This window comes from Acidimicrobiales bacterium (assembly GCA_022452145.1).
GTDB lineage: Bacteria > Actinomycetota > Acidimicrobiia > Acidimicrobiales > MedAcidi-G1 > UBA9410.
The window spans coordinates 38,305-51,432 of record JAKURY010000011.1; the positions used below are offsets into that span (position 1 = coordinate 38,305).

The window sequence follows — 13,128 nt, forward strand, 5'->3', positions numbered from 1 at the left end:
ACCGGCTACGGCGGGACGACGGTACGCGTGCTTTCACTCCTTGTAAAGGATGAGTAATCTCATGGATGCATGAAAGAGATCGATACCCCCGCCACCAGCGACCTCCCGTCCATCCAGGGGCTGACGACTTTTGCCATCGTGGCCAGGCACCACAGCTTCTCCAGTGCCGCCGACGAGCTCGAGGTGGGGCAGTCGGCGATCAGCCATGCCATCCGACAGTTGGAGAGGTGGTTCGGATGCGCCCTATTCGAGAGGGACCACCGCGGGATCAGCCTCACCGAGGCGGGCCGGATCCTGGCCGACGGCGTCGGAGCCGGCCTAACCCGTGTACACCAGGCCGTCCGCGACGTCCAGCACCTGCACGACGGAGCCACCGAGGTGGTGACCATCTCGGTCTCCACGGCGACGGCCAGCGGCTGGCTCATGCCACTCCTGGCACGGTTCAAGGCGGCCCACTCCGAGATCGACGTGCGCTGTGTCACCACCGACTCCGACCGGAACTTCGACACCGGCACGGTTGATCTGTTCATCCCGGTCGGCCGGGCCCGATGGCCGGGCTGCCAGCGGTGGGCCCTGATGGATGAGACCGTCTATCCGGTCTGCAGCCCCAAGTACGCCGACTCGATCGGCAAGCGTCCCTGGAGCCTCGCTGTCCTGATGGGAGCGGAGCTGCTGACCCTGCAGGAACGCCACCGGTCGCGCATGCGCTGGTCGGAGTGGTTCCGGGCCGTAGGCATTGGCGTCCCCGAGGGAATGGGGGAGGAGATCACAAACGACTACACCGTCCTGCTGCACGCCGCCATGGAGGGCCAGGGGGTGGGCCTCGGCTGGCACCACCTGGTGGACGACATGGTGGTACGGGGGATGCTCGTCCGACCGGTACTCGAGTCCGTGACCACCGACGAGCCGATGTGGTTGAACGCCCCCGCCGGACGGACGCTGACCTCGGCTACCGAGGCCCTCCGGGACTGGCTTGTCGCCCACGCCTGAGTGCCCGGGCGTGGAGCCCCGGGCCGTATCCGTACCCCGTCGGCCGAGCAGCCTAGGGTGGGTCGATGCCCGAGCTCCATGTCGTCGACCACCCGTTGGTCGCCCACAAGCTGACCCAGATGCGCCGGGACACCACCTCCAGCGAGCGGTTTCGACGGCTCCTTACCGAGACCAGCCTGCTGCTGACCTACGAGGTGACCCGGGAGCTGGCGCTGCGCGACGTGCGCATAACGACGCCGTTGACCCAGACCGACCAGCCGGAGCTGGTCGCCGAGCCTGTGGTGATCTCGATCCTGAGGGCCGGCAACGGCCTGTTGGACGGTGTTCTGCAGGTCCTCCCGTCGGCCCGGGTTGGCCACGTGGGCCTCTACCGTGACCATGAGACCCTTGAGGCGGTCGAGTACTACTGCAAGTTCCCGCCGCTGGAGGGCCGGATGGCCATTGTGGTGGACCCCATGCTGGCCACCGGCAACTCGGCCATCGCTGCCCTCGACCGGGTGATGGCCGGAAACCCCTCGGCAATCCGCTTCCTCTGCCTGCTGGCGGCCCCGGAGGGCATCGCCGCCCTCCACGACGCCCATCCGGACGTGGCCATCTGGACCGCAGCGGTCGACGAATGCCTGAACGAGGTGGGATACATCGTCCCGGGCCTCGGAGACGCCGGCGACCGGATCTTCGGGACGACCTGACATCCGGCACCGCCTCCGGTCCCTCGTCCTGCTGCTGGCGGTAGCACTCCTGGCCATACCCGCCACCGGCCACGCTGTCCCCGCATCAGCAGCAGGTGTGGGCACCCCCACAGACACCAGCCTCCCGGAACCCGTCGGCCGGGATCCTGGGGTCGTCTACCTCACGTTCGACGACGGACCCGACCAGATGCTGACACCGCTTCTCCTGGACCTCCTGGACCGGCACGGGGCCCGTGCCTCCTTCTTCCCCCTGGGTCGCAACCTGGAACCCCGCTGGGGGGAGGAGGAGGTCCAGGACCTCCTGAGCCGCGGGCACACGGTCGGCAACCATTCCTGGAACCACCGGCGGATGGCCGACATGCATCCGTGGGCCGTGGCCGCGGACCTGGACAGCACATCGAGCCTGGTCGAGTATTTGGGAGGCTTCCGCCCGAGCTGCTTCCGGGCCCCCTACGGCAACCGAAACGAGGTCGTGGATGCCGTGGCCGGAAGCCTGGGGATGGTCCATGTCGGTTGGACGGCGGACCCCCAGGAGTGGCGGGACCCATGGGTACCGGTGGCGTTGGCCTACCTGGCCAACGAGCGCCACGACGGCTCGGTGGTCCTCCTCCACGACCGCAAGTGGTTGGCCCTGCACATCGTGGCCGAGGTCCTGCCGGCCTTCATTGCCGACGGCTGGCGGTTCGAGGCCCTGCCGGCCTGCCGGCCCGCCGCCGAACGTGAGGCCCGGATCGCCACCCGTGGACCCGGCGACGTCCCCGTTGGCCTCGTGGAACGGGTCTGGCGATCCGGGGGGGTGGTGCACATCAGTGGATGGGCGTTCGACGCCGACGCCCCGGACGGCGGACTGGAGTTGGTCGTGGCCGGGGGCCCCGTCCCTACCGTGCTCGGAGCGACGACCACAGACCATGACTTCCACATCATGGTCGGGGACCATGATCCCGGTGGACCGATCTGCCTCTGGGCCCGCAACGCCGGTCGCTCCCGCCATGACGCCTCGCTGGGCTGCCACCTGCCGGAGCTACCCTGACCGGAACGGGGTTCGGCGGCGCCGCCTCCCTACGCTCTGGAACCATGCGCGAGTTCCCGAACGCACCGGATCCGGTCGAGGCCTCGTCCCTGGCGGCCGTACAACGACGGGTGGCGCGCGGTCTGGGCCTCCTGGCGACGCTCGATGCGGGTCCGAGGCCCGAGGTGCCAGACGAGCCGGTGATCTTCGCCGGCAACCATCGCAGCATGGCGGACCTGTTCATGGCCGCCGCTTCCTTCAGCTCATGGGGTTGGCCGATCCGCCCCCTCGTGGCCGGCTCCTACTTCGACAGGCCAGGTATCGGTGGCCTGCTTCATCGGCTTCGTTGCATACCGGTCCACGGGACGGAGGCCCTGGACATCGCCACCGAGGTGATGGCCGATGGCTGGTCGGTGGCCATCATGCCCGAGGGTCGGGTGGTGCCGGAGGCCCAATGGGCGGCCACCGGCGTCGGTACCGCCCGCCCGGGAATCGGTCGCCTGGCCCTGACCACAGGTCGTCCGGTGGTCGCAGTCGGCGCGAGTGGTACCGAGCGTCTCTGGCCACGGGGCCGGAACCTCCCCCACATCAGACCGTGGCGGCGTTTCCCTCTGGCGCTGCGGTGCGAGGTGCTGGGCGTCATGGAGGCCGAGCAGCCCAGCTTCGCCCTCCAGGAGATCATGGCCGCCATCGCCAGGTGCCTGGCGGTCTCGGATCGGGTGACCGGGCGAATCACCTGAACAGGACGGCGGTCAGGCGTACTCGTGGCCGTGGCCGTGGTCGTCGACCAGGACTAGGCCGCGCGCGTGGTCGTCCAGGACCCGTTCCCCGTAGGCCTGTCGGAGCACGTCGGGGGTCAACACCTCATCGGGCGTTCCGGCTGCCACCAGACGACCGTCTAGCACCAGCACCTGGTCACAGTGCCTAGCCTCGTCGAGGTGGTGGGTGGACAGGACGACGATGCGACCCGCCTCCCGCTCCTGGCCGATGACGCTCAGGATCCTCTCCTGGCTGATCAGGTCGAGGCCCGTGATCGGCTCGTCGAGGAGCAGGAGGTCCGCCTCGCGTGCCAGGGCCTGGGCCACCAGGACGCGCTGACGCTGCCCGAAGGACAGGCGGTCCAGCGGTCTGTCCAGGAGTGTCCGGACGCCGAGGCGTCCGGCCGCAGCATCCACCGCGGCGTGGTCAGACGGTCCGAGACGGCGGGGCAGGAGGGTGGAGCGGAAGCGCGCCATGCGGAGGACCTCGCCGACGGTCAGGGGCATCCAGGTTCCAGCGTGGCGTTGCGCCACGAGCGCCACCGACGGCCGCTCGCCGACGATGAGGCCGGTGGTCGGTGCCCGTAGGCCGGCGAGGACCTCCAGCAGGGTGGTCTTGCCGGAACCGTTGGGGCCCACCAGCGCAGTGGCCGTTCCCGAGCGGAAGTCGACATCGATGCAGTCGAGAGCCCGTAGTCCTCCCCGCACCACGGTGACATTGCTCAGTCCGATCACGGGCTGGTCGCCCATCTGTCGCGGATCCATGATGAGAATCATTCTCGCTTCGTTCAGCCCGGTCGACAACCTGGCCACTAGGTCGGTAGAAATAGTCGCCCCACACCAAAGGTCCCTATGGCGGGGGCCTGGAGAGCACTGAGGTCCTGGCGACCGACGACACCGGAGCCGCCCTGGCGGCCGTGGGCCGTCGAGGACCGGCACTCACCAGAGGTCACCGGCGAGGCCGGCGGTTAGTGAGCCTCCCAGCTCCCGGGCGGCCAACAGGTGCTCGTCGGTGACGTCACCCCGCACGACCAGGGGCTCGAGCACCGGACGCCAGTCCAGGCCGGCGGCCAGCGGAACCACCGCAGCGACCGCACCGAGTCCGTCACCACCGGCCTTCACCAGCAGGCCGTAGGGGCGTCCCCGGGTGTACTCGAGGCACGGATAGTAGGTCCGGTCGAAGAAGTCCTTCATGGCGCCCGACATGTAGCCGAAGTTCTCCGGCGTGGCGAGCAGGTAGCCGTCGGCGGCCAGAACGTCGTCGACGCCGGCGTCGAGGGCCCCCATGACCCGCACGTCGACCGTCGACCCCAGCGTCTCGGCTATCACCGGGTCGGTGGCCCCGTCCACCATGGCGTCCACGAGCCTTCTGGTGCCGCCTGAGGCGGAATGCCAGACGATCAGCAGTCGGGGAGGATCAGCCACGGTGTCGTGACGGACCTGCAGAGAGGTCGGATGGCCACTCCATGCCGTCAGGATTCCATGCAACTAGAAGTGGTACGGGAAGTCCGAGTAGTCCTGCGGACGTTTCTCAAGGAACGCATCCCGGCCCTCCCGGGCCTCGTCGGTCCCGTAGGCCAGCCGGGTTGCCTCCCCGGCGAATACCTGTTGGCCGACCAGGCCGTCGTCGATCATGTTGAAGGCGAACTTGAGCATCCGCTGGGCGGTCGGGCTCTTGGCGTTGATTTCGGCAGCCCAGTCGAGGGCGACGGACTCCAGGTCCGCATGCTCGACCACCGCGTTGACCATGCCCATGGCATGGGCCTGCTCGGCCGAGTACTCCCGGCCGAGGAAGAAGACCTCCCTGGCGAACTTCTGACCCACCTGGCGGGCCAGGTAGGCCGACCCGAAGCCGCCGTCGAAGCTGCCAACGTCGGCGTCCGTCTGCTTGAACGCAGCGTGCTGCCGGCTGGCGAGCGTGAGGTCGGCGACCACGTGCAGGCTGTGCCCCCCTCCGGCCGCCCAACCCGGCACGACGGCTATGACCACCTTGGGCATGAAGCGGATCAGGCGCTGCACCTCGAGGATGTGCAGGCGTCCGGTCCGGGTCGGGTCCACCGACTCGGCAGTCTCGCCGTCGGCGTAGCGGTAGCCGTCGCGGCCGCGGATCCGTTGATCGCCACCGGAGCAGAAGGCCCAGCCCCCGTCGACAGGTGACGGCCCGTTCCCGGTCAACAGGACCGTCCCCACGTCGGGGGTCATCCTGGCGTGGTCCAGCACCCGGTACAGCTCATCGACGGTGTGGGGTCGGAAGGCGTTGCGGACCTCCGGCCGGTCCAAGGCAACCCGCACGGTGCCCTGGTCGATGGCCCGGTGGTAGGTGATGTCGGCCAGGTCGAAACCCGAGACCGGCGCCCACCGATCGGGGTCGAAGATCGCCGAGACCGAGGAGTCATCCATGAACCAGGAGCATACGGCCCGATACCCGACCGCTCAGAACCGGTGCCTACGATCAGCCAGGTGGTTGAGAACCGGCCCGACGTCCGTCGCGAGATCCTCATCGACGCGCCTCCTGAAGTCGTCTGGGAGGTGGTGGCCGCCCCGGAACGTCAGGCTGAATGGTTTCCGGGCATGGTCGGCTCGACGGTCGAGGGGAACGTCCGGACCATTGCGACTGCGGTCGGCGGCTTCTTCCTCGAGGAGATCCTGAGGATTGACCACCAGGCCCGATGCTTCGAATATCGCATCACGGGACCCATGCAGATCGACAACCATCGCGGCCGCATCACGGTGCTCGAGGCCCTGGAGGGCAGTCGGGTCGTCTACGAACAGGAGATCGACCCGAAGCCCCTGGTCTCCGTCCTCGACGGCGCCATCGTCGATGCGCTCGAGGGCCTCAGGGCACTGATCGAGGACGGCACCACCTCGCGGGGCTGGACACCACCGACCGATACGGGAGTTGCCTGATGGGACGCAGGATCCTCTTTGTCACCACGGACCAGCAGCGTTACGACGCCCTGGGGTGCAACGGCGGGGCGATCGCCCGGACGCCGACGGTCGACGGCCTCGCCGCCGATGGAGTGCGCTACGAGAGGGCCCACCCGCAGAACGTGGTCTGTATGCCGTCACGGGCCACGATGTTGACCGGGCAGCACGTCCGGAACCACGGCGTCTGGATGAACGGGGTGCCGCTCCCGGCGGACGCACCGACGGTGGCCGGGCTGTTGAACGATGCCGGCTACCGCACCGGGCTGTTCGGAAAGGCCCATTTCGAACCGTTCCTCGACCCGTTTCTGCGCTTTCCCGAGAACCGGATGGGGGTCACCGGAGCGACCGACGAGGATGGCCGGCCGCATCGCGGTTTTGAGCGGATGGAGTTCGCCGGCCATGGCTCGGCGGGCCTCTTCCATTTCGGCGGATGGCTCCGAGCCAACCACCCGGAACACATGGCGAGCTTCTTCCCGGCGCTGGACGCGACGCTCGAGGTGAGTAGCGGGCGGGGCGGTGACACGGACGCTCCCCAGGTCCGGTTCAACGACGTGCCCAGAGAGGCCTACCACACGGACTGGGTGGCGGATCGCGCCATTGCCTGGCTGGACAGCCTGGCTGCTGACGACGACTGGTTCTGCTGGCTGAGCTTTCCGGATCCCCACCATCCCTGGGATCCTCCGACATCTGAGCAGCATCGGGTCTCGTGGCGGGACCTCGACCTTCCGGACGGCTACCTGGAGGACCGCAGTGCGCGAGAGGCCGCCATCGACGCAAAGGGAGCCCACTGGCGTCGCTGGTATGACGGCTCCCTGGTCTCGAACTACGAGGCGCCGGCAAGCTGGGTGCCAGCGACCCTCACCCCGGACCAGGTCCGGGAGGTCAACGCCATGGCGCACATCGAGAACGAGCTCATCGACGAAGCGCTCGGGAAGGTCCTGGCGGCAGCAGCGGCCCGCGGTTGGGCCGACGACATCGACGTCGTCTTCACGACCGACCACGGCGAGTTCCAGGGAGACCACGGCTTCCTGTTCAAGGGCCCCTACCACGTGGACTCCCTGATGCGCCTGCCGCTGGTGTGGCGACCGGCGCCATCGGCCGGCATGGTTCCATCCGTCGTGGCGGATCCGGTTGGACTCGTGGACCTGGCGCCCACCTTCTGCCAGATCGCCGGACTCCCGGTACCGGACTGGATGGACGGCGAGCCGCTCCCGACCTCGCCCGCGGATGCCGCGGCACAGGGACGCCAACGGGCCCTGACCGAGTGGGACAGCGTGCATTCCGGCGGAGCGGAGGTCCACCTCCAGACCCTCACCAGGGACGGCATGGTCTGCACCCGCTACGAGCCAGGCACCTGCCATGACGGCACCGAGGGCGAGCTCTGGGACCTCGCCGAGGACCCCTTCCAGCGGGTCAACCTCTGGGGCGATCCGTCCCGGCTCCCTCTCCGGGACGACCTGCTGGCCGACCTGGACGACCACCTGCCGGCGCGACCAGGCGAGCGCCTGGCCGTACAGTCCCCGGTCTGAGGACCGCTCAGCCCCCGAGCAGCCCAGCCAGTACGTCCCGGGTGGCGGGCTGCACGCCCAGTGCCTCGTCCAGGCCCATCGCGACGAGGTCGTCGTAGTTCGACGCCAGGATTCCGGCCAGGGCGTCGGCCACCCAGGCATCGCACAGCTGGCTTCCGAATCCGGTGACCACGGCCATCCCGGTAGGACCCACGTCAAGCGTGGTGACCCGGAGGTCAGGGCGATGCCTACGCAGCAGCACGACCACCTTCCACACGTCGCCGCTCCAGACCATGCCGGTGCGTTGCCGCTCCGAGCTGGGCCCATCGATCGGTAGGACGTCGTGGACCAGCATCACGGTGCCGGGGTGTGCGATCCGTTCGATGGCCAGGACGTCTGCCAGGGCAACCTCGGCGTGGTGGAGCCCATCCACGAACGCCAGATCAACCTGACCGCCGAGCAGCGCGACCGGGTCGTGGTCCCGGAAGAACGCCTCCGACGTCGCCACCACGATCGACCAGTCGGGATGGTCGAGGCCGACCACGCGGGGAGCGGGATCCACGCCGAGGATCCTCGTGTGGGCTCCCACGCAGGCCAGGGAGTGGCCCTCGTTGACGCCGATCTCCAGGTACCGATCAACTCGGAGCATCCGATGGAGATCCACCAGGAGGTGGAAGTACGTCTCGTAGCGGCGTGCGTCGGATGGCTGCGCTTCACGTTGGTGAATCGCTTCCTGGCGTGTCCCTGTTGTGGTGCTCACCGGTCCCGCCTCCACCAGATACCCGTCCAGTCCACGGTCACGATCTCCTCACGGATCATGTGCCTGTCCCGGTAGTCGTGGACGGCGGCCCGACACGGCGCAAGAGCCCCGTAGTCGTCGACTATGACTATGCCACCAGGCGACAACTTCGGGTACAGAGCGTCCAGAGCCTCCCATGTCGACTGGTACAGGTCGCCGTCGAGGCGGAGCAGGGCCAGGCTCCTGATGGGGGCCGCGTGGAGCGTGTCGGCGAACCAGCCCTCCAGGAAGCGGACGCGGTCGTCGAGCAGCCCGTAGCGGGCGAAGTTGGCGGCCACCTCGTCCCGGGAGACGGCCAGCGCCTCGATGCCGGAGAGGTCCACGCCGCGGTCGGATGGATACGCCGCGGCGTCGGGAGATGGGAGGCCCCGGAAGGAGTCGGCCACCCAGACCGAGCGGTCGGCGTCCTCCCAGGCGGCCAGGGCGCCGCGCATGAGTATGGTCGCGCCGCCCCGCCAGACGCCCGTCTCCACGAGGTCCCCGGGCACGTCGTCGTCCAGCACCGTGGTCAGGCAGTCGATGAGGTTGTCCAGGCGGCGCCTGCCGATCATCGTCTCGGCAGTGGCCGGCCAGTCCAGGCCCTCGTGTCGATCCGCCGGGTCCACGTCCGGCTCGTACTCCCCGAAGAGATCTCGGGAGAGGCAGCCAGCCAGGAGGTCGAGGTAGCGGCGACGGAGGTCGGTCACCATGGGCCTTCGACGACGGCCCGGCGACGGAGGTCGGTCGACATCGGCTTAGGAGGCCGGCCCGTCGACGGCCTCCATCGCCCCGGCGGCGATGAGCTCCTCGACGAGATCCGGGTCCATTCCGAGGTCCTCCACGCAGAAGCGGCGCGTGTGTTCCCCGATGAACGGAGCCGGCCCGACGACCGGCCCGGCCATGCCGCTACCGGTGATGCATGCCCCCTCCAGAACGACTGCCCCCAGTCCGGGCTGGTCGAGCCGCACGAGGAACCCGCGCTCCTCCAGGTGAGGGTCCTCCAACTGGTCAACCGTGTCCATGAGCCGTCCGGCGGGCACCATGGTCGCCTGGCAGCGGTCCTGAACGTCCAGCGGCGTCATGGTGGCGGTCCACGACGAGACGCCGGCATTCACCCTGTCACGGGCGGCCAGTCGGCCGGCCGTCGAGTCCAGATCGGTGCCGCCTGCCCAGGCTGGATTCTCCATGGCGCGGCGAAGGTTCATCCAGTCCACGTCGTCCCGGACGCAGACCACGCACCACTGCTCGTCGCCGGCACAGGGGAACACTCCCCAGGGGGCGCCCATGGGAGAGTCGTTGCCCTCCGGTCGGGCCGATCCGGGCGTGAGGGACTCGCTCAGGAACAGGTCTCCTAGGGTTCCCATGAGGGCCTCGACCTGGGCGACCTCGACGTGGGCACCGCTGCCGCCCCGGTTCCGCCCGATCACGGCGGCCAGTGCCCCCAGGGCACAGATCCGACCTGCCAGGTGGTCCGGGTGGATGGCGTTGCTGCCGGGCGGTCCGTCACCGTCGTCGAACGCCCAGAGCCAGCTCAACCCGCCCACGGTCTGGATGGTCGGCCCGTAGCCGGTCCAGTCGGCAAGTGGGCCCCGAGAGCCCATCAGCTGGCTGCTCACCATCACCAGTCGAGGATTCATGGCGTGGACGTCCTCCCAGCCGAGGCCCAGCTCATCCATGGTGCCGGTGGAGTTGTTCTCCACGATCACGTCGGCCCACCCCACCAGGCGGTCCAGGACCTCGGCGGCGTCCGGGTGCTTCAGATCCAGGCCGAGGCAGCGCTTCGTCCGACTGGAGGAGGCGAAGGAGGGTGTCATCTCGCTGCCGAGGAAGATCCTGATGAAGTCCGGGTAGGCGTGGCTCTCCACCTTCACGACGTCGGCGCCGTACTCGGCCAGCATCCGCCCGCACTCGACGCCGACGCCCCCGTGACCGAAGTCTGCGACCCGAAGGCCACGCAGTGGCATGTCGGGTGGCCCGCCCGGTCGTCCGTCGACCTGGAATCGTGGCCCGGCGAAGAACGTCCCGTGTTCTCCGACCTCCGGGGCCCGGAAGCGGTAGCCGACCCGCTCTCCGTCGACCTCCCACAAGCCTGCCATGACGGAGGCCTCCGTCCCGCGGGCCACCTCGGCATGGACGAACGAGCCCCGGGCGTCGAAGTGCTCCTCGGCCAGGATGTCGCCCGGTGACAGCATCGGCGTGGCCACGATGCCCCTGGCCTGGGCCTCCCGGCAGCCGTCGAGCATCTCGATGGTGGCCCAGTGCTCCTCGAACATGGGGTTCAGGATGTCGAGGTTGGTGAGGCGGTTGAAGAAGCTCTCCCAGTACTCGTCGGCGAACGCCTCGGGCGAGCCCATCCATTCCCACAGGGCACGCCACTGTCCGGGGGCCATGACCACCTGCCGGACGTGGCCATCTGCGCACGGAATGGTCGGGTACATGGGGCTGTCACCTGAGCGGAGCACCTGCGGCACCGAGCCTCGTGCGAGGCTGTGGCTGGAGTTGGGAAGCCCCCACGTGTTCAGTTGGGCCACGGCCTCCAGTGCAGAGACGTCCAGGTGCTGGCCGCCGCCGCCCCGGCTCGCCTGGATGAGGCCGAGGATGACGGCGTAGGCACCCATGACGCCGAGGACGTCAGAGGCCAGGCTGCCCGGTGGCAGCAGCGGCGGCTTTTCCGGGATGCCGGACAGCGCCAGCCACCCTGACATCGCAACCACCACGTCGTCGGTGGCGACCAGGTCCCGATCCGGTCCCGTCTGTCCGAAGTCGGTCAGTGAGGCCACGACGAGTTCGGGGTTCAGGTCCAGGAGGACAGTGGGCCCGATCCCGAGGTCGGCCAGCGCGCCGGGCTGGAAGGATTCGACCAGCACGTCGGCCTCGGCCACCAGCGCCAGGAGGCTGGTACGGCCCTCGGGAGTTCCCAGATCCAGGACCGTGCTCCGCTTGTTGGTGTTCCGGTAGGCGAAGTGGAGCGACCTGCCGTCGGGTCCGTAGGGCGGAAGGCGACGGCTACGGACCCCACCCGGGGGCTCGACCCGTAGTACGTCGGCGCCGAGGTCTCCGAGGAGCCGCGCACAGAGGTCCCCCCGTGCGTCGGTCAGGTCCAGGACCCGGAGGTCCTCCAACGGTCGGTCGGTGGTCGGCATCGGCCCTCGGCAAATGGCAGCGGGTTCTGTCGAGGGTCTACCACCCGGTTGCGGGCAGGGCGTCACCACGGGTACGGCGCCGACCCGGGGGCACAGGTACCCTGCGCAGGCCCGCGATGGGGCGACCCTTCCGTGATGAACCGACCTGCCACCTCCCTCCGCCGAACCATGGCCGTCGCCTGCCTGCTGGTCGTGGGGATGGCCGTACCGGCCGGAGCGGTGAAGGAGACCGAGTCGATCAGGGAGGCTCGGGACAGGCGAGAGGCCGCCCGGAACGAGGCCGCTTCGGCCGCCGAGGCACTCCACCTCGTGACCGCCGAGGACGACCAGGTCTCCGACGCCCTCCATGCCCTGGACGACGCCGTGGCACTCCAGCAGGCCAGGATCCTGGCGGCCCGTCAGGCAATCGAGGCAGCCGAGTCCGAGGCCACGCTCCGCTGGGTCCAGGCCGACCAGGCTGCGGCTGAGGTGGGTGACCTCCGACGGCGCATCCAGGAGCTCGCAATCGACGTCTACATCTCGCGGATGCGGCCGGGAAGCTTCCTGGAGTCACAGAACCTGACCGAGGGGGTCCGTCGGTCGGCGATCCTGAATGCCGTGACGGGTGATCGGGGCGATCTGGTGGACCGGCTGCGGGCGCTCGAGTCGGACCTGGAGGACATCGCACGCTCGGCTGACGATGCCATCCGGGAGGCCGAGGTGCGCCAGCGGGAGCTGGAGTCGTCGATCCTCGTCCTGGACAGACGGATCGCCGCCAAGGAGAACGTCAAGGAGGAGCTCGACGACCGGATTCGGGCCTACGAGGCAGAGATCCGCCAGTTCGAACGAGACCAGTACGTGATGGCGATCCTGATCGATAACCTGATCGCTGAGGAACTCCGCAAGTCGGCACCCGACCTGACGAAGGAATCGGGCCAGGGGTTCATCATGCCCATGGAGGGCCGGCTCGGATCGGGGTTCGGGTCCCGGAAGCACCCGATCTTCGGGACGATGCGCCAGCACAACGGGGTCGACATCGGTTGCGTCCGGGGACAGCCGATCTGGGCAGCCAAGGCCGGCAAGGTCCTCTTCGCCGGCTGGAGGAACGGCTACGGAAACGTGGTCCTGATCGAGCACGAGGGCCCGGTGATCACCCTGTACGCCCACCAGGAGGAGGTCAGCGTGTCGAATAACTACATGATCGACAAGGGCGAAGTGCTCGGCAGGTGCGGCTCCACCGGATGGGCGACCGGGCCGCACCTCCACTTCGAGGTCCGCACCGGCGGCGAGGCCAAGGACCCCCTCATCGTCCTACCTGGCTGAGCAACCGCCCGGAACGGCCGAAG

The 13,128-nt window shown here is 68.9% G+C and carries 13 protein-coding genes; 7 read left to right on the forward strand and 6 right to left on the reverse strand.

The features are described from left to right. The first annotated feature begins 69 nt into the window (after positions 1-69). The 4 genes from MK177_05655 to MK177_05670 all read left to right on the forward strand — a co-directional run bounded on the left by MK177_05655 (position 70) and on the right by MK177_05670 (position 3,428). Positions 70-990, forward strand: a complete 921-nt coding sequence (locus MK177_05655; GenBank protein ID MCH2426803.1) for a LysR substrate-binding domain-containing protein — start codon at positions 70-72, stop codon at positions 988-990. A 65-nt stretch (positions 991-1,055) separates the two neighbouring features. Beyond that, a complete protein-coding gene (gene upp, locus MK177_05660; protein ID MCH2426804.1) occupies positions 1,056-1,679 on the forward strand; it encodes a uracil phosphoribosyltransferase in 624 nt (207 codons plus the stop codon). 97 nt (positions 1,680-1,776) lie between these two features. Then, positions 1,777-2,709 (forward strand): polysaccharide deacetylase family protein, encoded by a 933-nt coding sequence (locus MK177_05665; GenBank protein ID MCH2426805.1) that lies wholly within the window; start codon positions 1,777-1,779, stop codon positions 2,707-2,709. 44 nt (positions 2,710-2,753) lie between these two features. Continuing rightward, positions 2,754-3,428, forward strand: a complete 675-nt coding sequence (locus MK177_05670; protein ID MCH2426806.1) for a 1-acyl-sn-glycerol-3-phosphate acyltransferase — start codon at positions 2,754-2,756, stop codon at positions 3,426-3,428. Between the two features lie 12 nt (positions 3,429-3,440). Here the strand turns inward: MK177_05670 and MK177_05675 are convergent, their stop codons facing one another. From MK177_05675 to MK177_05685, 3 genes are all read right to left on the reverse strand, one after another. After that, positions 3,441-4,211, reverse strand: coding sequence for a metal ABC transporter ATP-binding protein (locus tag MK177_05675; GenBank protein MCH2426807.1), 771 nt, complete (start codon positions 4,209-4,211; stop codon positions 3,441-3,443). A gap of 174 nt (positions 4,212-4,385) precedes the next feature. Next, complete coding sequence (locus tag MK177_05680; GenBank protein ID MCH2426808.1) at positions 4,386-4,871, reverse strand: NAD(P)H-dependent oxidoreductase; 486 nt, start codon at positions 4,869-4,871, stop codon at positions 4,386-4,388. 63 nt (positions 4,872-4,934) lie between these two features. Then, positions 4,935-5,846 carry a 1,4-dihydroxy-2-naphthoyl-CoA synthase gene (locus tag MK177_05685; protein MCH2426809.1) on the reverse strand — a complete coding sequence of 304 codons (912 nt, stop codon included), beginning with the start codon at positions 5,844-5,846 and terminating at the stop codon, positions 4,935-4,937. A 60-nt stretch (positions 5,847-5,906) separates the two neighbouring features. Here MK177_05685 and MK177_05690 point away from each other — a divergent pair, with 60 nt between their 5' ends. Continuing rightward, positions 5,907-6,353, forward strand: a complete 447-nt coding sequence (locus tag MK177_05690) for an SRPBCC family protein (GenBank protein MCH2426810.1) — start codon at positions 5,907-5,909, stop codon at positions 6,351-6,353. Further along, entirely contained in the window at positions 6,353-7,903 is a 1,551-nt protein-coding gene (locus MK177_05695; GenBank protein MCH2426811.1) for a sulfatase-like hydrolase/transferase, read from the forward strand. Before MK177_05690 ends, MK177_05695 begins: the two co-directional genes overlap by 1 nt. A 7-nt stretch (positions 7,904-7,910) precedes the next feature. On the opposite strand, the gene MK177_05700 is transcribed toward MK177_05695, so the two are convergent. The 3 genes from MK177_05700 to MK177_05710 are packed head-to-tail and all read right to left on the reverse strand — an operon-like array spanning position 7,911 to position 11,803. Then, a complete protein-coding gene (locus MK177_05700) occupies positions 7,911-8,642 on the reverse strand; it encodes a class I SAM-dependent methyltransferase (GenBank protein ID MCH2426812.1) in 732 nt (243 codons plus the stop codon). Next, the gene (locus MK177_05705) at positions 8,639-9,367 is read right to left on the reverse strand and encodes a TylF/MycF family methyltransferase (GenBank protein ID MCH2426813.1); all 729 of its coding nucleotides are present in this window, start codon (positions 9,365-9,367) and stop codon (positions 8,639-8,641) included. The genes MK177_05700 and MK177_05705 overlap by 4 nt, the downstream gene beginning before the upstream one ends. A 48-nt stretch (positions 9,368-9,415) precedes the next feature. Then, a complete protein-coding gene (locus MK177_05710; protein ID MCH2426814.1) occupies positions 9,416-11,803 on the reverse strand; it encodes a CoA transferase in 2,388 nt (795 codons plus the stop codon). A gap of 135 nt (positions 11,804-11,938) precedes the next feature. Here MK177_05710 and MK177_05715 point away from each other — a divergent pair, with 135 nt between their 5' ends. Further along, entirely contained in the window at positions 11,939-13,105 is a 1,167-nt protein-coding gene (locus tag MK177_05715; protein MCH2426815.1) for a peptidoglycan DD-metalloendopeptidase family protein, read from the forward strand. The last annotated feature ends 23 nt before the right edge of the window (positions 13,106-13,128 follow it).

Bases quoted from the DNA above. Each gene is read 5' to 3' on its own strand.
- MK177_05695 (MCH2426811.1), top strand. From the start codon at position 6,353: ATGGGACGCAGGATCCTCTTTGTCACCACGGACCAGCAGCGTTACGAC.
- MK177_05710 (MCH2426814.1), bottom strand. From the start codon at position 11,803: ATGCCGACCACCGACCGACCGTTGGAGGACCTCCGGGTCCTGGACCTG.
- MK177_05675 (MCH2426807.1), bottom strand. From the start codon at position 4,211: ATGGATCCGCGACAGATGGGCGACCAGCCCGTGATCGGACTGAGCAAT.
- upp (MCH2426804.1), top strand. From the start codon at position 1,056: ATGCCCGAGCTCCATGTCGTCGACCACCCGTTGGTCGCCCACAAGCTG.
- MK177_05685 (MCH2426809.1), bottom strand. From the start codon at position 5,846: ATGGATGACTCCTCGGTCTCGGCGATCTTCGACCCCGATCGGTGGGCG.
- MK177_05670 (MCH2426806.1), top strand. From the start codon at position 2,754: ATGCGCGAGTTCCCGAACGCACCGGATCCGGTCGAGGCCTCGTCCCTG.
- MK177_05655 (MCH2426803.1), top strand. From the start codon at position 70: ATGAAAGAGATCGATACCCCCGCCACCAGCGACCTCCCGTCCATCCAG.
- MK177_05715 (MCH2426815.1), top strand. From the start codon at position 11,939: ATGAACCGACCTGCCACCTCCCTCCGCCGAACCATGGCCGTCGCCTGC.